21 protein-coding genes are annotated in these 21,376 nt (G+C 39.6%); 8 read left to right on the top strand and 13 right to left on the bottom strand.

Going from position 1 to position 21,376, the window contains the following annotated elements:
- Positions 1–55: 55 nt before the first annotated feature.
- Entirely contained in the window at positions 56–904 is an 849-nt protein-coding gene (locus tag H4O18_RS11740) for a universal stress protein (RefSeq protein ID WP_187584775.1), read from the bottom strand.
- A 6-nt stretch (positions 905–910) separates the two neighbouring features.
- A complete protein-coding gene (locus H4O18_RS11735) occupies positions 911–1,750 on the bottom strand; it encodes a universal stress protein (RefSeq protein ID WP_187584772.1) in 840 nt (279 codons plus the stop codon).
- 115 nt (positions 1,751–1,865) lie between these two features.
- On the opposite strand from H4O18_RS11735, the gene trxA reads away from it, so the two are divergent.
- Positions 1,866–2,165, top strand: coding sequence for a thioredoxin (gene trxA, locus H4O18_RS11730; RefSeq protein ID WP_187584835.1), 300 nt, complete (start codon positions 1,866–1,868; stop codon positions 2,163–2,165).
- Positions 2,166–2,188: 23 nt separating this feature from the next.
- Here trxA and H4O18_RS11725 read toward each other — a convergent pair whose 3' ends face one another.
- The 8 genes from H4O18_RS11725 to H4O18_RS11690 all read right to left on the bottom strand — a co-directional run bounded on the left by H4O18_RS11725 (position 2,189) and on the right by H4O18_RS11690 (position 10,224).
- Positions 2,189–3,028 carry a universal stress protein gene (locus H4O18_RS11725; protein WP_187584770.1) on the bottom strand — a complete coding sequence of 280 codons (840 nt, stop codon included), beginning with the start codon at positions 3,026–3,028 and terminating at the stop codon, positions 2,189–2,191.
- A 110-nt stretch (positions 3,029–3,138) separates the two neighbouring features.
- Positions 3,139–3,999 carry a universal stress protein gene (locus H4O18_RS11720; RefSeq protein WP_187584768.1) on the bottom strand — a complete coding sequence of 287 codons (861 nt, stop codon included), beginning with the start codon at positions 3,997–3,999 and terminating at the stop codon, positions 3,139–3,141.
- Positions 4,000–4,027: 28 nt separating this feature from the next.
- Positions 4,028–4,885, bottom strand: coding sequence for a universal stress protein (locus tag H4O18_RS11715; protein ID WP_187584766.1), 858 nt, complete (start codon positions 4,883–4,885; stop codon positions 4,028–4,030).
- On the bottom strand, positions 4,882–5,751 hold the full coding sequence (locus H4O18_RS11710; RefSeq protein WP_187584764.1) for a universal stress protein: 870 nt from the start codon (positions 5,749–5,751) through the stop codon (positions 4,882–4,884). Before H4O18_RS11710 ends, H4O18_RS11715 begins: the two co-directional genes overlap by 4 nt.
- Positions 5,752–5,768: 17 nt before the next feature.
- Positions 5,769–6,614: a universal stress protein gene (locus H4O18_RS11705; RefSeq protein ID WP_187584762.1), complete on the bottom strand. Its 846-nt coding sequence runs from the start codon at positions 6,612–6,614 to the stop codon at positions 5,769–5,771.
- A 76-nt stretch (positions 6,615–6,690) separates the two neighbouring features.
- On the bottom strand, positions 6,691–7,545 hold the full coding sequence (locus tag H4O18_RS11700; RefSeq protein WP_187584760.1) for a universal stress protein: 855 nt from the start codon (positions 7,543–7,545) through the stop codon (positions 6,691–6,693).
- Positions 7,546–7,652: 107 nt separating this feature from the next.
- Complete coding sequence (locus H4O18_RS11695; protein ID WP_187584758.1) at positions 7,653–8,705, bottom strand: response regulator; 1,053 nt, start codon at positions 8,703–8,705, stop codon at positions 7,653–7,655.
- A 7-nt stretch (positions 8,706–8,712) separates the two neighbouring features.
- Complete coding sequence (locus H4O18_RS11690) at positions 8,713–10,224, bottom strand: sensor histidine kinase (RefSeq protein ID WP_187584756.1); 1,512 nt, start codon at positions 10,222–10,224, stop codon at positions 8,713–8,715.
- 92 nt (positions 10,225–10,316) lie between these two features.
- Here H4O18_RS11690 and H4O18_RS11685 point away from each other — a divergent pair, with 92 nt between their 5' ends.
- Positions 10,317–10,718, top strand: coding sequence for a hypothetical protein (locus tag H4O18_RS11685; protein ID WP_187584754.1), 402 nt, complete (start codon positions 10,317–10,319; stop codon positions 10,716–10,718).
- A 37-nt stretch (positions 10,719–10,755) separates the two neighbouring features.
- Here the strand turns inward: H4O18_RS11685 and H4O18_RS11680 are convergent, their stop codons facing one another.
- Positions 10,756–11,580 carry a universal stress protein gene (locus H4O18_RS11680; RefSeq protein WP_187584752.1) on the bottom strand — a complete coding sequence of 275 codons (825 nt, stop codon included), beginning with the start codon at positions 11,578–11,580 and terminating at the stop codon, positions 10,756–10,758.
- A gap of 28 nt (positions 11,581–11,608) precedes the next feature.
- The gene (locus H4O18_RS11675) at positions 11,609–11,755 is read right to left on the bottom strand and encodes a hypothetical protein (protein ID WP_187584750.1); all 147 of its coding nucleotides are present in this window, start codon (positions 11,753–11,755) and stop codon (positions 11,609–11,611) included.
- Positions 11,756–12,002: 247 nt separating this feature from the next.
- Between H4O18_RS11675 and H4O18_RS11670 the strand changes: the two genes are divergently transcribed.
- The 6 genes from H4O18_RS11670 to upp all read left to right on the top strand — a co-directional run bounded on the left by H4O18_RS11670 (position 12,003) and on the right by upp (position 18,769).
- Positions 12,003–12,641, top strand: a complete 639-nt coding sequence (locus H4O18_RS11670) for a WG repeat-containing protein (protein WP_187584748.1) — start codon at positions 12,003–12,005, stop codon at positions 12,639–12,641.
- 2 nt (positions 12,642–12,643) lie between these two features.
- Positions 12,644–13,405: an SDR family NAD(P)-dependent oxidoreductase gene (locus H4O18_RS11665; protein ID WP_187584746.1), complete on the top strand. Its 762-nt coding sequence runs from the start codon at positions 12,644–12,646 to the stop codon at positions 13,403–13,405.
- 10 nt (positions 13,406–13,415) lie between these two features.
- A complete protein-coding gene (locus H4O18_RS11660) occupies positions 13,416–13,934 on the top strand; it encodes a hypothetical protein (protein WP_187584744.1) in 519 nt (172 codons plus the stop codon).
- A 247-nt stretch (positions 13,935–14,181) separates the two neighbouring features.
- The gene (locus H4O18_RS11655) at positions 14,182–15,270 is read left to right on the top strand and encodes a site-2 protease family protein (protein WP_187584742.1); all 1,089 of its coding nucleotides are present in this window, start codon (positions 14,182–14,184) and stop codon (positions 15,268–15,270) included.
- A 181-nt stretch (positions 15,271–15,451) separates the two neighbouring features.
- Positions 15,452–18,016: an alpha-glucan family phosphorylase gene (gene glgP / locus H4O18_RS11650; RefSeq protein WP_187584741.1), complete on the top strand. Its 2,565-nt coding sequence runs from the start codon at positions 15,452–15,454 to the stop codon at positions 18,014–18,016.
- A gap of 99 nt (positions 18,017–18,115) precedes the next feature.
- Positions 18,116–18,769, top strand: a complete 654-nt coding sequence (gene upp, locus H4O18_RS11645) for a uracil phosphoribosyltransferase (RefSeq protein ID WP_187584739.1) — start codon at positions 18,116–18,118, stop codon at positions 18,767–18,769.
- Between the two features lie 33 nt (positions 18,770–18,802).
- Here upp and H4O18_RS11640 read toward each other — a convergent pair whose 3' ends face one another.
- On the bottom strand, positions 18,803–21,307 hold the full coding sequence (locus tag H4O18_RS11640; protein ID WP_187584737.1) for a cation-translocating P-type ATPase: 2,505 nt from the start codon (positions 21,305–21,307) through the stop codon (positions 18,803–18,805).
- Positions 21,308–21,376: the final 69 nt, after the last annotated feature.

The raw sequence follows: 21,376 nt of genomic DNA, 5'->3' as shown, positions 1-21,376 counted from the left end.
TTTAGATTGATGTACTAAATATAATGGGCTATAGTCACAGTTACTATGACAATCGTCATGCCAACGGTGGAAGGATTAAAAATGGAATATCGGAATACATACTTAGATCTTTCACTATAGGCTCTCGGGTAAGTTTTTCAAAAAGGCTCCTTTTTTCGTGTACCATGGCATACATATCCACTTTCAGTTTTTCCAAAAAAACGTCTATAACCTTAGCCTTGTCGTCAAAGTTCCTTATCCATTGAAAAGAATGTCCTTGGGAGCTTAGAGCTTCTGCCAACTGCTTTCTGTTCGCTTCTTGGGTCGTGTTCAAAATATGTTGTTCATGTACGTGCACAACCCTTATGGAGGCCTTGGATAAAGAGGAAATGTACAAAAGAGGGGTAAGTGTTTTTTGGTCACAATTCTTTCTCAGGTCGGTAACAAAGGCTATTTCCTTTGGTGGGTGAAAATCCATTTCGCCCGGTATGGCCAACAATGGGCATTCTTTTATGTTATTGGCTACCTTTATGGTATTGCTCCCAAAGAATATGTCGGCAGTCTCTGTCAGCCCTTTATTCCCCATGGTTATTAAATCAATACTAAGTTCTTTGACCTTTTGCTCTATAATATCGACCAAATCACCTTTTAGGGAAATAGTCTTGAAGGTGTGAAGCGGATTCTCGTTATCCAAGACTATTTTGTGCTTAATATGGGTGATTTTTTCCAGGGATTCAGTTTCCAATTGTTTCAAATATTTTTTAATCCCCAAGACCGGAAGTGTTTTGCCTGAAGAAATGGTGAGCTCGGAATAGGTGTTCAGAAGGTGAAATGTACAGGACTGGGAGGCCAAAAGTTTTGTTGCATAGAAAAGGGCGCAATACGCATTATTGGAAAAATCGGTCGCTACAAGTATATTTTTCATTCTCCGTTATTTTAATTGTGGAATAACCATAAAAGGGATATTGACATGAAAACCTATTTTTTTAATTACAGGCTCAATAAATAGACGCTCAAAAAAGGTATGTTTGTTCTGAATCATGACCAAGAGGTTAATTTTTTCCTTGGCTTGGAAGGCATTGATGGCATTTATAATGTCGTTGCTGGGCACATCGTGAAACAGCGCCGTTTTTTCTAAAATCTTTTCCAGTCCCTTTTTTTGTTTTTCTTGATCTTTAGTAAGCTTATATCCCGTGGATACATGCAGTACATTAATTTGGGATCCATGCTCCTCAGCGATATCTAAAAGAGGTGCTAGTAATTCTTTATTGTACCCTATTTCAAAATCTGTTGGAAATAATATTTCCAAGGGATTTTCGTACTCAAAATTTGGGGGTATAACTAGAACAGGGCAATTGGCTTTTTTTATAATGTGTACGGTATTCGTCCCAAAAAGGATTTCCTTAGCTCCTGTGGCACCTTTGGTCCCCATAACCACCAAATCTATACCTTCGGATTCAACTGTTTCCATAACCTCGTTCAAGAGGGTGTTAAATGAGGTTTGTACAGTAAAACTGTGCTTGGAATTATTGTGTTCCTTTTGAAGTCGATTTTTTAGTTTTTCCAGTTGTGTCATGGATGTTTCCTGCATTACATCGCCCAGACCTATAAGTCCCGGACTACCAACTAAATATTCCGCATTATACACTGGAGGCATATAGGTATGAATCAGGAAAAACCTGCAATTTATATTTTTGAAAAGGCTCAAAGCGTAACCTATGGCCTGAAAGGAATAGTCTGAAAAATCGGTAGGAAGCAAAATTCGTTTCATGATATTTTATAACTTTAGTGCCGTAAAACTAGATCAGAATAATTTTGAAAACCATGATATCGGTCAGTTCAGTATCTTCATTGTTTTGGTAATTTTACTTGGCAAAAAAATAATTATGAAGAGTAGTTTTAGTAATATCATTAATTCAGATACCCCAGTTTTAGTTGATTTTCATGCCGATTGGTGCGGCCCTTGTAAAATGCTGGCACCTATTTTGAAGCAGGTTAAGGACGAAATGGGCAACGCACTGAAAATTGTTAAGATAGATGTAGATAAGAATCAATCCTTGGCAAGTACTTATCAAGTTAAGGGAGTGCCTACCATGTTGCTGTTTAAAAATGGAAAACAGGTTTGGAGGCAGTCTGGAGTGCTACAAAAGAACGATATAATAAGTGTTGTTCGCCAGCATATTTAATTTTAAGTATCCCTGTATTATTTTTATTCGTGTACTATTAGAAATGGAATCTTGGTATGGTAACTTATCTTTTCTACCATTGGTTTAAAGAGGATGCGCTCTAGAAAGTTTAAGTTCTTGGCCACCATCACCAACATGTCCAGATCCCTACTTTCTACAAAGGCTTGAACAGCATCATCCAGTTTTTTTTCTGTTAGAACATAAAAGGAGTGTTCGTTTTCCCTGAAATAGTTTTTTAAAAATTCCTTGTTATTCAGCTGCATTTCGTTAAGGTTTTCTCCTTTTTTCGCTACATAAAGGAACCGTAATGCGGAATTGTGCATTAAGGCAAGTTCCTTAATTTGGTCAAGAACCTTTATTTCATAGCTTAATTGGTAATCTGTAGGAAATCCTATTTCCCTTGGGGAAGTGTACTCGGCATCCTCGGGAACAGCCAGAACGGCACATCTTACTTTGGTGAGCACGTTACCTGTGTTGCTTCCCAAGGAAACAGCTTTTAGGCCGGTAGCTCCTTTAGTCCCCATAATGATCAAGTCGATATTTTTATCCTTGACCTCCTGCTTTATGTGATCGGTAAAAAATCCGTAGAGAGCTGTTGTTTTAAAGGTATGTTTGGTGTTAAGCGGCAAGCGTTCAACATCTTTAAGTAAATGTTCCAATTTTTCATTGCTTTCCTTTAAAATGGTTTCCTCAAGTAATTCTGGTGAAACATACATGGCAGCTTCTCCGCCGGAATTGTAGGAAATGGGATTGATATGAATTATATGAAAAGTGCATCTGGTTTTATGGTACAATGCAGTTCCATATTTAATGGCGTTCCAAGCATTGTCAGAAAAGTCCGTGGGTATCAATATATTCTTCATGACAGTTTATTGTTGGTTCAGTTCAATTAGTTAAAAGTAATCTCTCTGGGACTGTTCCCAAATGACAAATATCATATCGTCCTCAATTAGGGTATAATGCTATTCCGGGTCTAGGGTTCAATCAGGGGAAATATCAAAAAAGGTACTTCTGTGCTAAAGGCGACCCTCTTGATCACGTTTTCTTTTGTGAGTTTTTCAAAAAAACTATGCCAATAATTAACCATGGCGATCATACCTATGTTTTTATTGTCACGAGCATAGCTATTAATGGCACCGGAAATATTTGCATGTCCATTAACCTCTTCAAAACTGTATTTAATTCCATGAAACATTTCCGTTAAAAGATCTCTGGCTGTTTTTTGATGGGCCAGTAATTTTTTGCCCGTATCTATATGGACAATGACAATCTTGGAGTGCCATAATTTGGCCAAATTTATAAGTGGTACCAGTTCTACCTCACTGTAAATATGTTCAAAATTTGTGGCAAAGGCTATTTCATCCGGAATGTCAAAGTCATAATTTTCAGGTACGGCAATAATAGGGCAGAAGTCGATTTTTTGTATAACCTTTACTGTGTTACTACCCATAAAAACTTCTTTCAGTGCTGATGACCCTTTGGTTCCCATAAAAATGTAGTCTATTCCCTTATCTATTGAGGTTCTTCCAATGGCATTTACCAAAGAATCGGCTACACTTAATTCCTCGAAAGTGTGTAATTTATTTTTGTTGACCGACTCCAATTCGCTAACCAATGTTTTTACGTCTCTTTCCGATTCGTCCTTTATTGCCCTGAACAGGCGTGTATCTTTAGCTTTTCCCATGTTGCTGCTCAAGTTGGATGGGCCTACCTCAAACGCATGCAGAATATGGAAAACACATTCCACTTTTTCAAAGAGGTAAATGGCATAATCTATGGCGTTACGGGCATTGGCCGAAAAGTCTGTGGGTAACAGTATATGTTTTGCTTTCATCTTTAAATCTTTTAAAATAACATATGGTCTATTTTCGTAGGGATTGCTCGGGAAGAAACAATACCGGTACCTTGGAATGGAATGCTAATTTTTTAATAACAGGCTCTCCGATAATTCTTTCCCAAAAGCTGTGCTGGTACCTTAACACGGTTAGTAAGTCCGCACGGATTTCCGATATATACTGTTCCACACTTTGCTCTACGTTGGCTTCAAAAGCTATCTCGTGTAAGGAGTAATCCGAACCCTCTAGCCGCTCTTCCAAAATTCCCATATTAGTTTTTTGGACATTGCTTAGTTTAAATTCAACTCCTACGTGTATTACCTTTATAGTAGCTTTCCAAAGTTTGGCTATTTCTGTCATAGGCAATAGCTCCAACTTTTTATACATTCTGGTATAATCCGTTGGAAAAACCACTGTCTTTAATTTTTGGAAGTTATAGTCTTTGGGAACCACCAATACAGAATTATTTTTTAGTTGCTTCAGGACTTTTACCGTATTACTTCCCAAAAAGATTTCCTTGGCTCCAGTAGCGCCTTGGGTACCCATGACGATAAGGTCTACCTCCTCGGCGGTTGTCAATTCCTTAATGGATTTTTCCAAAGTGTCCGACTTGGAAATGGTTTCAAAGCTATGGTTGGCGTTGTTGTGGTTTTTATTGAGGTACTCCAATATCTTGTCCAGTTCCTGGGTCGAATACTTTTCCAAAGAATCATAAATGACTCCTAATCGTTGTTGACTTTTTTTTCCTAATATATTCATGGCTTTTGGTTCGTAGGCATGTAAAATGAGAAATTTACACTTTACGGAGGCATAGAGTTTTACAGCTGTAAATATGGCATTCCATGCATTATCGGAAAAATCGGTGGGCAACAGGATCTTTTTCATGTTTTGGACTTTTTAGGGAGGTCTTTCCAGGTCTCTGGTATTACCAAAAAGGGAATCCTGGAATGGTATCCTATGGAGTCCACCGTAGATTTGGTTATCAATCTTTCCAAAAATGAATGCTTCCGGTTCATTATTGCCAAAAGTCCTATTCTATGTTTCTCTACATATTCATGTATGGCATTTGGCATTAATTCACCCTTGACCTGCTCAAAGGAATGGTCCGCGGTTTTAAGGAGGACATCCAATGTTTTTTTATGAGCAATTTGTTCTTCACTCAATACATACTCTTCCTTGACATTTAGGACGATCAATTTGGCTTTTAACATCTTGGACATATTTGTGAGAAAGCCTAATGCTTCTTTGTCATAGGGTCTGATATAATCCGTGGGGAAAACGATGGATTTGATTTCCTTATAGGTATAACCGCTTGGGATGGCCAATACTGGTATTTTTGCTTTTTTGATGACATGGACGGTACGGGTTCCTATAAATATTTCTTTGGCACCTGTAGCTCCCTGGGTTCCCATGGCAATCATGTCTATATGCTCTCGTTCGGTAACTTCTTGAATCTCATCGGTCAGAATGTTAAAGGAGGACAGGGTCTTATACCGGTGATTATTATTGGCATAGTTATTTTTGATATCCGCTAGTGTTTTTTCCAAACCCGCTTGTGCCAGCTCAACGTTCTTATCGGGAATAGCACTATTTACGGGACCACCCATCATATAATCTACCCTATAAAAAGTTGGGGTATAGGTATGCAATATATAGAACAGACACTTTTCATTTTTGAAATAGTTGAGGGTATAGTCTATAGCGTTCCATGCATTTTCGGAAAAATCGGTGGGCAATAATATTTTTTTCATCCTTTCATCTTTTAAGTTTATCGGGGTAAATTTTGCATTACCAAAAAAGGAAGTTTCAGCCGTAGCCCAATTACGTCTACAGTAGATCGGTAAAGCATATCCTCTAAGAATGAATGCCGTGAGTTCACCATGACCAATAGGTTGATGTTATTTTTTTTGATGTATTCCATAATCACCTCCGCTTTTTTCTTAGTGGGTCGTATTTCGAAATACAGGAATGCGCTGGACAGAGCCTCCTTAAGAAAGCGCTGGTTATCTACCTGTCTATGGCTTAAATCCTCAAAGTCTGAAATGTAAAGGCAATGTATCTCTGATTTATATTCGGACGCCAAGGTGTCCAAAAGCTTCAATTCCCGACGCTTGTAGGGCAGCATGTAGTCTGTGGGAAACAGTATTTTCTTTGGTTGTTGGTACTTGTAATCAAGGGGAATAGCCAGTACAGGACATTGCACATATTTGAATACCTGTACCGTATGGCTGCCGAAAGTAATTTTTTTGTCGGCCGTTTGTCCCTTTGTTCCCATAATCACCATGTCCACATTTAGTTCGTTAACATAATCGTTAACTGCATCTACAAGGGTTTCGAATGCCGAAAGTGTTTTGTAGGTGTGTTTCGGATTATGCTCTCTAAGGATGAGTTTTTGGGTTAGATCTTCTAAGGATTTATCCGTATTATTTTTAATGGCTTGCTTTTGCTGTTCAAAAGAGGTTTCGCCATTGGTCTTAAACGGGCCATAGACATCGTCGGCATAGGCATGTAGGAAGTAAAAATTGGTTCGTTCGCATTTATACAGATTCAAGGCATAATCAATAGCATGCATTGCACTGCTGGAAAAATCGGTAGGAATCAAAACGGTTTTCATAGGTTTTCTTTTGTATACCTACCAAATTTATTGGTTGCGGCATATAAAACCTATGATATTTATCAGTAGCTATTGATCAAGATGTATACGTAGGCTGCTCGTGCAATACCAGCAACGGTACTCTGGTTTGAAAACTAATTTTTTTAATGGTATTGTCAAGAAACAGTTGTTGTAGAAAATTGAGGTTCTTGGCTACCATGATTACCATATCTATTTTTTTATGGATTACGAATCTCTCGATGGCATTTTTTGCCCTATTGTCCTCTAAGTTGTGAATACTATACGATTTGTCATGTAGTTCCAGTAAATAGTCCTGTAAATAAACCATGTTCTCATTTTGGGCCAGATTAAATTTCACATTGGGTTTGGTGACATTTACCACCTTTAAGTTGGCCTTGGAGGTACGGAGCATTTTTGAAATGGCTTCCAATATGGAGTGCGAATAGAAAATATTATAATCTGTAGGAAAGGCAATTTTCTTTGGTAAGGATGGTTCTGCCTTTTCAGGTATAACCAATAGATTGCAGTGTACTTTAGTCATGACATTTCCGGTATTGCTACCTAAAATGGTTTCTTTTAAACCTGAAGACCCTTTGGTTCCCATGACAATAAGATCTACCTTTTTATCCAATACGGTCTTGCGAATAATATCTACAAGGTTTCCATAATCTTGAAGTGCAATAAAATGATGATTTTTGCTGTCGGTAATGTTTTGGATACGGGCAAAAATGTCAGTTAGATTATCCTTGAGGGATTCATTGTCAGTTTTGGAAGGCATGATGAACGAATTGCTCTGCACACCGGATTGGCTTAAACGGCCTACATGGAGTACATAAAAATTACAGGGAACGCTCTTGAAAAGCTCAATGGCATATTCAATTGCGGTCCAAGAATTATTGGAAAAGTCCGTGGGGAACAGTATATTTTTCATTCATTCGATTATCAACGATGCCACAAAATTACGGTTATGGCCAAAGTTGTAATATGATATTGGTCATCTTGAGTAAAAAAGATACCTCAAGGATTCAAAAAATTATTCTAATTGATAAACTGCAAGGCCTTTAATTCCTTGATTCGTATATTTCTGCCCTCAATGTCGATCAAACCTTCCTTTTTAAACCCGGAGAGTGTACGTATTAGGCTTTCCGTAGCAATACCGGCTACACTGGCAAGATCATTTCGGGAAATTTTGATGGGATCCTCAGTTTTATTGTTCATGATTTCCGCAAATTGCAATAAGGTTTGAGCCGTTTTCTTACGAACCGAACTATAGGCCATTTGTAGCAATTGCTGTTTAATATCCTTTATATTTCCAGTAAGAAGTTCCATTAGTTCCATGGATATGTTGTGATTCTTTTCCAACACCTGCTTTAAATTTTCTTTGGAAATACCAGCCAGTTCCACATTTTCAATGGCCGTTGCCGATTCCTGATACGGAACATTATCTAGAAAAGATGTAAATCCCAAAAAGTCGTCCGCCCTGTAAAGCGAGGTGATCAATTCCTTCCCATCCTCGTCCATGGTATGGCATTTTACCACTCCTTTTAAAATAAGGTATATTTTATGGCTATATGAACCTTCTTGATATATGGTGCCACCCTGCGCAATATTTACAGGTTCACCGTTATCGTCAAAAAAGTTCTTCAACTCGTTTAAAGTGCGTATTTGGTTGTCAGTGGCCAGTGGATTTAATGCGCCCTCTTGCGACATCCTCCCCAGAAGCTCCACTTTCGCCAAACGGCTTTCAATGGCGCTTATTAAATCCTCTTCTTCAAAAGGTTTGGTAAGGTAGTCGTCCGCACCCAGATCCATTCCTTTTCGTATTTCTTTGTGTTCCGTTTTGGCAGACAGAAATATAAAGGGAATTAGCCTAGTCTTTTCATCGGAGGACAGATCTTTTAAGACCCCATAACCATCCAACTCTGGCATCATAATATCACAGACAATGATATCCGGTATTATTTCCTTGGCCATTATAATGCCAACTTTTCCGTTAGGTGCCGTTGTCACGGAATAACCTGAAAGTTCCAATAGCTCTTCGGTGTTCTCGCGTAAGGCCCTATCGTCCTCGATCAATAAAATAGTCTTCATTGTTCTCTTAATTTATGTTTTCCAGGGGGATAACTATTGTAAAAATAGATCCTTTGTTTTCTTCACTGCTAAATTCAATGGTAGAGCCAAGATTCTCCAAATGTTGTTTGGCAATGTTAAGGCCAATGCCAGTACCTTGGTTCAACAAGGCATTTTCTGCCCTAAAATAACGATTGAAAATATATTTTTGTTCTTTGATAGGAATCCCAATACCACGATCAACGACCTGTATTAGTATATTACCGGCTCCATTGCTCACCACCAGATCAATGGTCGTGTCCTCTGGGGAATATTTTATGGCGTTGTGAATTAGGTTGGACAAGGCGAGTTCCAAGGTTCTTTCATCAAATCTGATGAAAATATCATCTATATTCTCGGGGTATGTGATTTGCTGTCCCGATTTAAGCAGCATATTGGCCCCGTAAACCACTTCGTTTATAACTTTGCTTAGAGGGAAGTCCTCGATGTTATAATTTACCTTTCCGGAATCCAAACGCTCTACCGAAAGAAAATCGGTTAGAATGGTATCCAAGTACCGCACTTTGTTCTTTATAGTATCTACATGTTTGTCCCGTTTTTCCTGTTGGTGGCCCTCAGTGTATTTGGCCAATAAAGTTATAGAGGTCAGAATACTGCTCAAAGGGGTCTTAAATTCATGGGAAACCAAGGACAGAAAACGTGTTTTTAATTCGTTCAGTTCTTTCTCCTTGGCGAGGGCTTCCGTGAGTTGTTTGGTACGTTCCTGAACCTTTTTCTCTAGTTTTTCCGTGTAATTTTTTCGTTCTGTTATATCGAGTATTATGGCAACAAAAACCTGCTCTTCTCCAAGAATTGATAGTTGAATATGCACCTCTACGGGATAAATAGATCCGTCCTTTCTTTTGTGGTCGGTTTCAAACTTAACCTTATCCCTTTCTCCCCTCAACAACGGGTCTATAAGAAGCTTAAATTGCGGTGGATCCATATTGGGTTTAATGTCCAATGGAGTCAGGGCCTTAAATTCCTCTAGGTCATAGCCCATATTCCGCTGAGCTTCCTTGTTGACATTTAAAAAATGTAATGAGATAGCATGGAACACGTAGATTTCATTCAGTGATTCATCAAATATCCTGGCCCAATGGCTAAGTTCCTTTTCCTTGATCTTACGTTCCGTAATATCAATAACAAGGGCCATAACATAGGTCTCGTCATATAGTTTAAAGGGATTAAGCCCTGCTTCGACCGGAAATTCATCTCCATTTTTACGTACTCCATGTAGGTCCCTTCCCTGGCCCATTTGCCGTCGTTCGCTTTTTTCAATAAAGTGTTCCACGTTTTGACCGTGGTTATGATGGTACCTTCGCGGTATCAGGGTCTCCAAAGGTTTTCCCAGAAGTTCACCCTTTTTGTAACCAAACATTCGCCCCGCCGAGGAATTGGTAGCGACTATTAGCTGTTCGGTGTTAACAACTATAATCCCTTCGGATACACCTTCAGAAAGAAGATTGAATATTTCACTGTTTTTTTGAAAGGCCTGCATTATCCAAAGATAAAATTTTAAAACTGATTATTGTCATAGAAAATAACTACGTCATTCTCTATTTTTAAATTATTCACTTCAATCATTTAAAAATGGAAAATATAAAGAAAGTTGGTAAGAAGTTCTATGAGAATTTAGGAAAGTTGTTCTACGCTGTAGCAATGGCAGACACACGTATACATAGGCAGGAAATTGACAAGTTAAGGGCCTTTATTCGAAAATATTGGTTGGAGGTAGATGAATTGGAGGATGAATACGGTACCGATGCCGCCTTTCAGATAGAATCGGTGTTCGATTGGTTAGTGGACAATGAAAGGGATGGGGATGAATGCTTCGAGGAATTTAGGGAGTTTTATAAGGACAATGCCAGCATATTTAGCCCATTCATTAAGGTGTTGATTATGGATACGGCCAACGCCATTTCCAATAGTTTTGCTGGAAAAAATAAAGCGGAATTGGTACTGTTGGGAAAATTGGAAATATTACTAAAGTAACAATACTGGGTTACTGGAAGGCAATTCCCATATATAATCAGATCTTAAGCGTCATCACAGGTAACTTGGCATGGTTGGCAATATCCTCGCCAATACTTCCGAGTAGGAAATGTGCAAGACCTTTTCTGCCATGTGTAGGTAGGGCCAATAAATCAAATTTTTCCGTCTTGGTGAAATTTAGCAAACCGTTTTCCACAGTATAATCGTTGTAAATTTCCACTTTATAGTTGGTCTCCTGGGCCTTCGACATAAAATCTGCTATACGTTTCTCGGCTTCCGGGGTACTTAAGAAATCCTCAAAAGGGGTGTTGATGTATACCAATTTAAGTTTGGCGGAAAATTTTTGAGCCATGGACTTAACCTTTCTATAGGCCAAAACCATATCCTCCGAAAAACTACATCCAAAAAGGATGTTCTTAATTCTAAAATCTGAATTTTGCTGCTTAATAATCAAAACGGGGACATCGGAAGTACGCACAACCTTTTCTGCATTGGAACCTATAAAAATCTCGTTGAAACCTGTGCTACCGTGGGAGCCCATTACAATTAAATCTATATTTTGTTCCTTGGCTACATGATTAAGTTCACTAAATACCTTATAGTTCTGCACTATTTTATGTATCACAATACCCTTTAAATAAGGCTTGTCCAAGAAACTTTTAAATCTTTGCTTGGCTAGTCCCATAAAGTATTTGGCCTCCTCATACTCTAAAAATTCCTCTTCGGCAATAACCGCCTCCGAAATTCCAATCATATGAATAACTGTAATATCGGCCTTCTGCTGCCTTGTAATGCCTGCAGCAACCTCCAACGCATAGGCGGAATGTTTGGAAAAATCTACAGGGACCAATATGTGCTTCATCTTAGTGTACTTTAAAGATTGCTTTAGTTTAAGGCGGCTTACCAAGGCCATTGCTGTCTACTACTACTACTACTACTACTACTACTACTACTACTACTACTACTACTACTACTACTTTATAGGCCTTGGGTTCCTGACACTTCCTTGCTCTTGCACTACGGAGTAGTAGTATCAAAATTAAAGAGTTTCAGTATCAACTGACATGATATTGGTCATTAGCTATGTTTTTAATACAAGGCGATCTAAATAACTTATAATTGTTGGGAAGCCTTCTCTCGTCTAACTAATACTTTACAACCTTCTTCAAACTGGAACACCGTAAAAACATAAGGATTAGGGTTATTTATTTGTGGGCTACTGACATTGGTCATTTTGTACTGGTATTCTGTAAACTACTTTAGTGGAAACTAAAATTCGAAGTCATGAAAATATATTTTATTACGGCATGTGCAATGCTAATGCTTTTCAATATTATGTCTTCCCAATCAGTCAAAAATATTGATGAAATTGCTCCCTTTAGTGAAGGTTTGGCGGCTGTTCGACAAGGAGATCAATGGGGATTTATTAATGAAGAGGGGACTATGGTCATCAATTTTCGGAACGATATCTATTGGAACAAGGATGCCGATACTTCAAAAGATGATATTTCTGGGGTCCGATGGCCAATGTTCAATGAGGGCAGGTGTTTGATTACCAAAAATGTCGAGGAGGATGTTCCCGTTTTTGGATTTATCGATACAAAAGGAAATGTAGTCATTGAACCTGAACTATTAAATGTGTATCCCTTTAAGGATGGCTATACCACAGCTGTTCTATTTGAGAAGGCCATGAAAGGCAAAAACGAATTCAATCTGAATATTTACGAATTTAAATTTCACGATGTTATGCTGGACACTTCTGGGGAAATCATTGAATTTTTCAATAGAAGGTACAATATCCAAATGACCAAAAAAAGATATCAGAGGCCTACAATAGGGGTAAAGAGATTGTCCGACGGTCTTGTTGCGGTACATACTCAGGATCAAGGTTGGGAATTAAGAAATATAACTTTAAACAAGTGATAATGTCAGGATTAAAAGATAAAGTAGCCGTAATTACTGGAGGTGCAGGTGGAATAGGACTGGCCACAGCCAAACTCTTTTTGCAAGAGGGTGCCAAGGTGGTCATCGTGGACATAAGTAAGGAAGTTCTGGAAAAGGCGAGCTACGGGTTAGATCATAAGAACCTGTCATATTGTGTGGCCGATGTTTCAAAAGTTAAGGACACGGAGAAGTTTGTGGAAAATTGCCTAGAGGTTCATGGAAAGATCGACATTTTCTTTGCAAATGCTGGGATCGAAGGTACTTCAAAGCCAATAACGGATTATCCGGACGAGATTTTCGATAAGGTTATAGGTGTAAACCTAAAAGGGGTTTGGTTGGGATGTAAATATGTGATCCCAAAAATGAAGGATGGAGGTAGTGTAATAATCACCTCGTCGGTTGCGGGTTTAAAGGGTTTTGCCGGACTAGGAGCCTATGTGGCCAGCAAACATGCCGTGGTTGGTTTAATGAGGGTAGCAGCCCAAGAAAATGCAAAGCGTAAAATTCGCGTAAATACTATTCATCCGGGCCCGGTTAACAATAATATGATGCGGCGTATAGAAGTGGATATGTCGCCCAGCAGTCCCGATGAGGTTATGAAAGGATTTGAGGCGGCCGTACCTTTGGGGCGTTATGCGGAATCCAGCGAAATTGCTGAGATGGCTCTTTTTCTGGCCTCGGACCAGAGCAAATATATTACCGGAACTATCCATGTGGTAGATGGTGGAATGTTATGTTCATAAGTTTGGAAAATTGGAAACTACAGCTAACATAAAGAAATATTTGGAAGGTGGAGATCTTAGATCAATAGGAAGGGTAAAGTTTCTGATACCTTTAATTCGGAATCAGCAAGACTTCGATCTTCTATTTCGTTTTCTTCATTCCAAGGATCGGATAATACTTATGAGGGCGGCAGATGCCGTGGAAAAAATTACCATTGGGAGGCCCCAATATCTTCAAAGTCATAAAAGTGAGATATTGGATTTTTTCCAAAGCGCTGAGGACAAGGAATTTAAATGGCATTTGTCCCAAATGGTGCCAAGGCTTTCACTTACAGAGCAAGAGTTGGAAATTGTGTTGTCCAAACTAAATCAGTGGGCGGGCAACCCTACCGAAAGTAGAATTGTAAGAGTGAACGCATTACAGGCCATTTCTGAAATTGTAGAGGAAAACCCTGAATTGGAAAAGGATTTTAAAGACCTTATTGAGAAATTACAAAAGGAGGAAATAGCCTCGATCAATGCCCGAATACGAAAATTAAGTATTAAGTGATATGGAAAAGGCAGAGAATTTCCTACTTCTCTTCATGATAGACCATCTCGTTGGATTACAGTTATAAAATTGTAAGGCTATTCATGTAGATCTCTCTAATGACCAATTAATCAACAGCCCTAACCTTGCCGGACTTATAATGATTTAAACTTGTGCCACTTTATATTTAAAAGGGCAATATAACCACTTATGACAATTGTCATTGTCAAAGTCGCACTGTGCGAATATCTTCGACAAAATATTGCTTATGAAGGGTTTTTTAAGGTTGGGAAAAATTGCAGGAATCCAATTGGAGGTACATTGGACCTTTGCTTTATTGTTGATTTGGGCCGGGTTCGTTGAATTTCAGAATAGCGCTGATTTTACAAGGGTAGCGGTAAATCAGGGTTTTATTTTGGTGTTGATGGCTTGTGTGGTGCTACATGAACTGGGCCATGCCCTTACAGCCAGAAAATTTAATATTAAGACACAAAGGATTATTCTTTTACCTATAGGGGGCGTAGCAACCTTGGACAAAATGCCTGAAAAACCTGGGCAGGAACTTCTTGTGGCCCTTGCCGGACCTGCCGTAAATGTTGTAATTGCCCTACTATTGTCTTTAGTGATACCGCTAAAGAGCTATTTTAATTTTGATAATGTGGTGGTAGAGGAGATGCTTTATGCACCCAACTTGCAGAATTTCCTTTTCTATTTGTTTATAGCGAATGTTATGCTCGTGCTTTTCAACCTTATTCCAGCGTTTCCTATGGATGGAGGTCGTGTTCTTAGGGCTTTATTGGCTTTTAGGCTAAGTAGGGTAGAAGCCACCAATATAGCCGCTGCTATTGGCCAATCCTTAGCTGTAGTATTTTTTATTTTGGGCTTTTTTGTAAATCCTTTTTTGATATTGATTGCCTTTTTTATCTTTTTTGGCGCGTATGGCGAAAACAGAATGGTAAAACAGAATTCGTTGCTAAAGGGGCATGTGGTAAAGGAGGCTACCTTAACCAATATTACAGTGTTGCGTCCGGATAATAATGTACAAGAGGTTATAGAAATCCTATTGTCAAGTACGGAAAAGGATTTTGTAGTGGCGCTGGACAAGGAAATAAAGGGAATAGTTACTCAAAAGGATGTCATTAAACACGCCAAGACCCCTTCCATTTTAGTTAAGGATATTATGGATAAGAACTTCACCGTAATTGATGAATCTGCAGAAATAACCAAGGTATTGGAACTTGTTGGCAAGGAAAAGAAGAGTTTTTTTCCGGTGACAAGTAATGAAAAATTGATCGGCGCAATTGACATGGTGAATATTAGTGAATTTATTTTGTTGAAAACCGAATCTTCAAATTAGGGATTCTTCTTTTCAAGAAATATTTATGATTTAAAGGGTGTTTTACCACCGAAGTAACTTTATTATAATCCGAAGGAAGAAGTAACTACCTAAAGAAGAATATGTTCCAAATGCCAACTTAAAAACTATGTTCCAAAGGAATACAGGCTTCTACTATTTACTGGTTTCGAAAAACTAACACATGGCTGGCAAAGAAAAAATTAGTACTCGACAACCTCTAATAAACAATCAGGTATATGGCTTTATACCTACGGATATTGATGGGGTGGACGATTTAGCGGAACTCGCTCTTGATCTGCGTTGGTCATGGAACCATGCGGTAGATGAATTGTGGTACCAATTAGATCCGGATCTTTGGATGGAAACCCATAATCCATGGGTGGTTTTGCAGAACGTGTCCCGGGACCAACTCATATTTCAAATGGGAAATGCGGCTTTCCTGAGCAAGCTGGACGAAATGATGAAGCTTAAGGAGAAATCCCGCAATGACCCAGCTTGGTTCCAAAGAAAATATCCCATCTCAGACCTAAAATGTGTAGCTTATTTTAGTATGGAATTCATGCTAAGCGAAGCATTGCCCATTTACGTAGGTGGTCTTGGCAATGTTGCGGGGGACCAATTAAAATCGGCCAGTGATCTAGGGGTGCCCGTTATTGCCGTAGGGCTGCTTTATCAACAGGGATATTTTAGACAGTTGATCGATCAATTTGGTACCCAACAGGCACTTTTTCCCTATAATGATCCAGGGCAATTACCCATTTCACCCCTGCGGTTACCAAATGGGGAATGGTTGCGGATCAATATATCCTTGTCTGGTTATACGGTTTGGTTGCGGACATGGCAGGTACAAGTTGGCCGTGTAAAACTTTACCTGTTGGATAGTAACGATCCGGTTAATATGCCACTGCACAGGGGAATTACCAGTGCGGTTTACGGTGGCGGTACGGATCTTCGTATTCAGCAGGAAATTATTCTGGGCATAGGGGGATGGAAATTGCTCCGCGCAATGAATATTGCACCCGATGTGTGCCACATGAACGAAGGTCACTCCGCCTTTCTTGTACTGGAGCGGGCGGCCGATTTTATGAGGGAGAATGGCGTTTCCTTTGAGGAAGCCCTGGCGGTTACCCGTGCAGGAAATTTGTTCACCACCCATACTGCGGTGGCGGCAGGATTTGATAATTTCAGTCCGTCATTAATGTGGCAGTTTTTTGGAAACTATGCCAAAAAGGAATTGCATATAGATTTTAACGATCTGTTGGCATTGGGAAGGGATGATCCCCATAATTCAGCCCAGTATTTCAATATGGCCTATTTGGCCATTCATGGCAGTAGTGCCGTAAATGGGGTAAGCAGACTTCATGGGGAAGTAAGCCGAAATCTATTTGGAAATTTGTTTCAAAGATGGCCTACAGATGAAGTGCCGGTAGGTTATGTTACCAATGGAGTTCATATGCCAAGTTGGGATTCGGTATACGCCGATAAAATCTGGACACAAGCCTGTGGAAAGGAGCGGTGGAGAGGTCATTTGGAATCGGTTGAGCAAGATATTTTTACAGTATCCGACCATGATTTATGGCAATTTAGGAACGATTCCAGATATCATATGATAAATTTTATCCGCGAAAGATTCCAAGGGCAGACCGAGGATGCCGGTCAGTCCCCAGAAATAGTTGAAATGGCCAAGCATATTTTTAACAAGGAAACCTTGACGCTGGGTTTTGCAAGGAGATTTGTTCCCTATAAAAGACCAAACCTGCTATTATACGATGAGGAAAGATTTATTCGTATCCTTACAAATCCTCAGCGACCGGTACAATTGGTGATTGCCGGCAAATCTCCTCCATATGATGAGTCCGGAAAGGCATTGATAAGACAATGGGTACAATTTATTAAACAGCATAACTTACATAAGCATGTAGTTTTCTTAAGCGATTATGATATGTTGTTAACGGAACATCTTGTTCAAGGGGTAGATGTTTGGATAAATACACCTAGGCGTCCTTGGGAGGCCTGTGGTACCAGTGGTATGAAAGTTTTGGTAAATGGTGGAATCAATTTATCGGAGTTGGATGGTTGGTGGGCGGAGGCCTTTACTCCGGAAGTTGGTTGGGCATTGGGTGATGGTCGCGAACATGGCGGGGATCCTTTCTGGGATGCTGACCAGGCCATTGAACTTTACGAATTGTTGGAACAAAAAGTTGTACCGGAATTTTATAATCGCAATAAAGATGGGATACCAGAACAATGGGTAGCAAAAATGCGAAATAGTATGTCTATCTTAACTCCAAAGTTTTCAGCTAATCGTGCCGTAAGGGAATATACTGAAAAGTACTACCTCCCTGCTGCGGACAATTACCAAAAAAGAGCAAGTCAAAAAGGAATTGCCGGCAGGCAGATGATAAATACATTTCACGATCTTAGGAAAAAATGGTGGCAAATGCGCTTTGGGCAAATTCAAATTGAAAATATAGAAGGAGGGTATCAATTTAAAATAATGGTCTGGTTAAACCACATAAGCCATGACACCATTTCTGTTGAGCTTTTCGCCGAGGGCCTTAATGGCAGCCCAAATGAAATTATAAAAATGGAGATTGGTGGCCTTGCAGAGAATGGGCAAGATCATGAATGCTCTGCATGTATAAGTACCACTAGACCTGCCTTTCATTACACAGCCCGAATAGTTCCCTGTTATGCCAATATATCCGTACCCTTGGAAAACAACTTAATTCTATGGCAGCGATAATGTATAGAAGAAGAAAAAGACAATATAGGGCAGCGGGTACTGAAAATTTTATGGAGTTTGTAAAGCAAATTCTGTATCTTGAAACTAAATGACCAATAGATGATCATACACAGCTTAGGTAAAGGAAATTCACTACTCAATAAATTTGTCGCGGAAATCAGGGATGCTAAAATTCAGAAAGATAGCATGCGTTTTAGGCGGAATATAGAACGTATTGGGGAAATTCTGGGATACGAGTTAAGTAAGGCCCTAAACTATAGGAGTCAAAAAGTGCATACCCCTTTGGGAACCAAAGAAATGTCATTGCCCAGTGATGATTTGGTGTTATGTTCGGTTTTACGAGCCGGACTCCCCTTGCATCAGGGCCTTTTAAATTATTTCGACAATGCTGAAAATGCATTTATTTCTGCCTTTAGACATCATCGTGGTGATGAGGATGCTTTTGAAGTTATAGTGAAATACTTTGCTGCCCCATCTCTGGAAAATAAAACCTTGGTGCTAACAGATCCAATGCTGGCCACTGGAAAAACTTTGGAAAATGTTTTAAAGGCCTTAAAGGACCACGGTAAACCCAAACAAATCCATATTGTTTCTGTTATTGGATCCCAATCCGGCATAGATCACATACGGGAAGTCTTTCCCGAAAATACGCAATTGTGGATTGCTGCGATCGATTTAGAATTAAACAATAAAGGCTATATAATACCCGGTATTGGCGATGCAGGGGATTTGGCATTTGGGGAGAAACTGTAGCCATTTTTGTTGATATGATTTTCCCGATTTTCCCTATTTTTTTCCAGCACGTTTTATTCCTTTCACAAATTCATACCAGAGTACGGACAACATTCCGGCCAGCACGGAAATTCCAAGTTGATTCCCATTTAAAGTTTCAAATTGAAAAAATTGGGTAAAAGGCGGTACAAAGAGCAATAGTACAGCCAAAACCAAAGTTATACCTATAATTATTGGTACCAGGTTATTCTTGTATTTTAAGGTGGTCCAAATGGAATAATAAAAGGAGCGGTTAACCAAGGTCAGAAAAATATTGGCGGATATCAAAACCATAAATACCATAGTCCTGGTGATAGCTTCGTTATGATCTAGAAAAACAGCGTATTGATATACCGACAACGATCCCACGGTAATGGCCAATCCTTGTAAGATGCTGGTAAACAATTCTCTAAATTTAAAAAATGTAGTGGTGAATGGCCTAGGCTTTTTGATCATCGTATTTTTCTCCATGGGCTCGTTTTCATAAATTATGGAGCAGGTGGGCCCCATGATCAATTCCAGTAGAATAACATGCGAAGGTGAAAAAATAGAAGGATAGGCCCAGCCCAACGCCAAGGGAATAAATACGGTTAATATAATAGGGATATGAATGGATATGATATATTGGATGGCCTTCTTTAAATTGCCATAAATCTTTCTGCCCATGGCAATGGCATCGACCATTTTGGACAGGTCGTCGTCTACCAGGATCAAGGAGGCGGCTTGCTTGGCAATTTCAGTCCCTTTCTTGCCCATGGCTATACCAATATGCGAGGCCTTAAGTGCCGGACCGTCATTTACCCCGTCGCCCGTCATGGCTACTACTTCGTTGTTCGCCTTAATGGCGTTAACTATTCTTAATTTGGCTTCAGGGTACATACGCGTAAAGACTTGCGTTGCCATCACTTTTTGTTGCAATTCTTCATCGTTCAATTGCATTAGTTCGTCCCCCGTCATGTTCTTTTCATATCCAGGAAAATTTATTTGTTTGCAAATAGCCATGGAAGTTGTGGGATTATCCCCTGTAACCAATTTCACCTTGATTCCTGCCAGATCAAAATCTTTTAGGACCTGGGATATGTTTTCCTTAGGAGGATCATAAAAGGCTACTATACCCAGGAACGAAAATTCAAAATCCTGTTGTCTTTTGGGATAATCGTATCCTTTAAAATTGGCTTGTCCCACACCTAGCATACGGTAACCTTCCCGACCTAAATTGGTCAGGATATCCTTGATCTTATTTTTTTGGGCATCCGTTAATTGGGAAACCGCCATAATGGCCTCTGGGGCTCCTTTGGAGGCAATAATGCGCTCGCCAACACTGTTTTCGGAAAGATGTGTCATCATTGGGGGTTTGCCTCCTAGGGGATACTCGTGTACCATTTTATACAGGGGTCTCAGGTCCACTGAAACCATGTTGCCATAAGCCTCGTGCAGTGACTTTTCCATGGGGTCGAAAGGTATGGGTTCACTCGCCCACATTGCCATTGTTAGTAGATGTTCAAGGGAGCTATTAAGTGGGCCTTCGGCCGCAACAGTCTCTCCTGTTTCAAGGCTATAAAGTTTAGCCAGTTCCATTCTGTTCTGGGTAATGGTACCGGTTTTATCGGCACAAATTACGGTAGCACTTCCCAGAGATTCTACCGTTTTCATATGTTTTACCACAATACCCATTTTCATCAATCTGTAGGCACCTAGGGCCATAAAAGTGGTAAAGGCCACTGGAATCTCTTCAGGTAATATGCTCATGGCCAAGGTAAGGGCTTTAAGCAGACTGTCTAAAACTTCCTTGGACTGAAAATAATTTATACCCCAAACCAATAGAAAAATAATGCCACCCCAAATGGACATGTTTTTTACGAAACTGGAAATCTGTCTTTCCAGGGGTGTCTTTTCGTCCTGTATGCCTTCAAGGCTTTTTCCAATTTTACCCAGTCGGGTTTCGTTGCCGATCTCGGTGACGGTTGCAATGGCCAATCCGCTTGCTACCGTGGTGCCACCAAGTATGTTATTGTCCAATTTTGTAGCATCCTTAAAAACGGAAAGCGATTCTCCGGTGAGAATGGATTCATTTACCGAAAAATCGTTTGAATGTACAATGGTACCATCTGCCGGAACAGTATTGCCTTCCTCGACCATTAGACTGTCGCCGACAACCAATTCCTCACTGGGGATTTCCATGACTACACCATTCCGTATGACCTGACTATTGGGTTGGGTAAGATTTTTTAATTTTTCCAGGGCCATTCTACTTTTGGAATCCTGATAAAGGGAGATAGAGGCTACCAATATAATCGCGGAGGCCATAAATATTCCGTCCCCGTTATTACCTGTAATAAAGTATATAGAGGAGGCTACAATTAATAAGATAACCATAGGCTCCTGGGCAATACTTTTTAAAGCATCCAAAAAGCTATTGTCCTTTTTGTAGCTCAGGCTATTTTTGCCGTGCTTTTTTCTGGATTGTTTTACGGCTTCATCGGAGAGACCGTGAATGCCAAAATCGGTTGGATTGATCATAGGATCTTGAATAAAAAATGTACCGAGCCCTGTCTTAAAATTGAACCGCACTTGCTATCCCGAAAATAG

The sequence above is a fragment of the Arenibacter arenosicollis genome (assembly GCF_014397245.1).
Lineage (GTDB): Bacteria > Bacteroidota > Bacteroidia > Flavobacteriales > Flavobacteriaceae > Arenibacter > Arenibacter arenosicollis.
This window is presented reverse-complemented; position numbering and strand designations above follow the sequence as displayed.

What these genes read in the sequence shown, in the direction of transcription:
- H4O18_RS11665 (WP_187584746.1), top strand. Translation starts at nt 12,644, where the DNA reads ATGTCAGGATTAAAAGATAAAGTAGCCGTAATTACTGGAGGTGCAGGT.
- H4O18_RS11735 (WP_187584772.1), bottom strand. Translation starts at nt 1,750, where the DNA reads ATGAAACGAATTTTGCTTCCTACCGATTTTTCAGACTATTCCTTTCAG.
- H4O18_RS11725 (WP_187584770.1), bottom strand. Translation starts at nt 3,028, where the DNA reads ATGAAGAATATATTGATACCCACGGACTTTTCTGACAATGCTTGGAAC.
- H4O18_RS11715 (WP_187584766.1), bottom strand. Translation starts at nt 4,885, where the DNA reads ATGAAAAAGATCCTGTTGCCCACCGATTTTTCCGATAATGCATGGAAT.
- H4O18_RS11695 (WP_187584758.1), bottom strand. Translation starts at nt 8,705, where the DNA reads ATGAAGACTATTTTATTGATCGAGGACGATAGGGCCTTACGCGAGAAC.
- glgP (WP_187584741.1), top strand. Translation starts at nt 15,452, where the DNA reads ATGGCTGGCAAAGAAAAAATTAGTACTCGACAACCTCTAATAAACAAT.
- H4O18_RS11740 (WP_187584775.1), bottom strand. Translation starts at nt 904, where the DNA reads ATGAAAAATATACTTGTAGCGACCGATTTTTCCAATAATGCGTATTGC.
- upp (WP_187584739.1), top strand. Translation starts at nt 18,116, where the DNA reads ATGATCATACACAGCTTAGGTAAAGGAAATTCACTACTCAATAAATTT.
- H4O18_RS11685 (WP_187584754.1), top strand. Translation starts at nt 10,317, where the DNA reads ATGGAAAATATAAAGAAAGTTGGTAAGAAGTTCTATGAGAATTTAGGA.
- trxA (WP_187584835.1), top strand. Translation starts at nt 1,866, where the DNA reads ATGAAGAGTAGTTTTAGTAATATCATTAATTCAGATACCCCAGTTTTA.
- H4O18_RS11670 (WP_187584748.1), top strand. Translation starts at nt 12,003, where the DNA reads ATGAAAATATATTTTATTACGGCATGTGCAATGCTAATGCTTTTCAAT.
- H4O18_RS11705 (WP_187584762.1), bottom strand. Translation starts at nt 6,614, where the DNA reads ATGAAAACCGTTTTGATTCCTACCGATTTTTCCAGCAGTGCAATGCAT.
- H4O18_RS11710 (WP_187584764.1), bottom strand. Translation starts at nt 5,751, where the DNA reads ATGAAAAAAATATTATTGCCCACCGATTTTTCCGAAAATGCATGGAAC.
- H4O18_RS11640 (WP_187584737.1), bottom strand. Translation starts at nt 21,307, where the DNA reads ATGATCAATCCAACCGATTTTGGCATTCACGGTCTCTCCGATGAAGCC.
- H4O18_RS11690 (WP_187584756.1), bottom strand. Translation starts at nt 10,224, where the DNA reads ATGCAGGCCTTTCAAAAAAACAGTGAAATATTCAATCTTCTTTCTGAA.
- H4O18_RS11655 (WP_187584742.1), top strand. Translation starts at nt 14,182, where the DNA reads ATGAAGGGTTTTTTAAGGTTGGGAAAAATTGCAGGAATCCAATTGGAG.
- H4O18_RS11680 (WP_187584752.1), bottom strand. Translation starts at nt 11,580, where the DNA reads ATGAAGCACATATTGGTCCCTGTAGATTTTTCCAAACATTCCGCCTAT.
- H4O18_RS11700 (WP_187584760.1), bottom strand. Translation starts at nt 7,545, where the DNA reads ATGAAAAATATACTGTTCCCCACGGACTTTTCCAATAATTCTTGGACC.
- H4O18_RS11720 (WP_187584768.1), bottom strand. Translation starts at nt 3,999, where the DNA reads ATGAAAGCAAAACATATACTGTTACCCACAGACTTTTCGGCCAATGCC.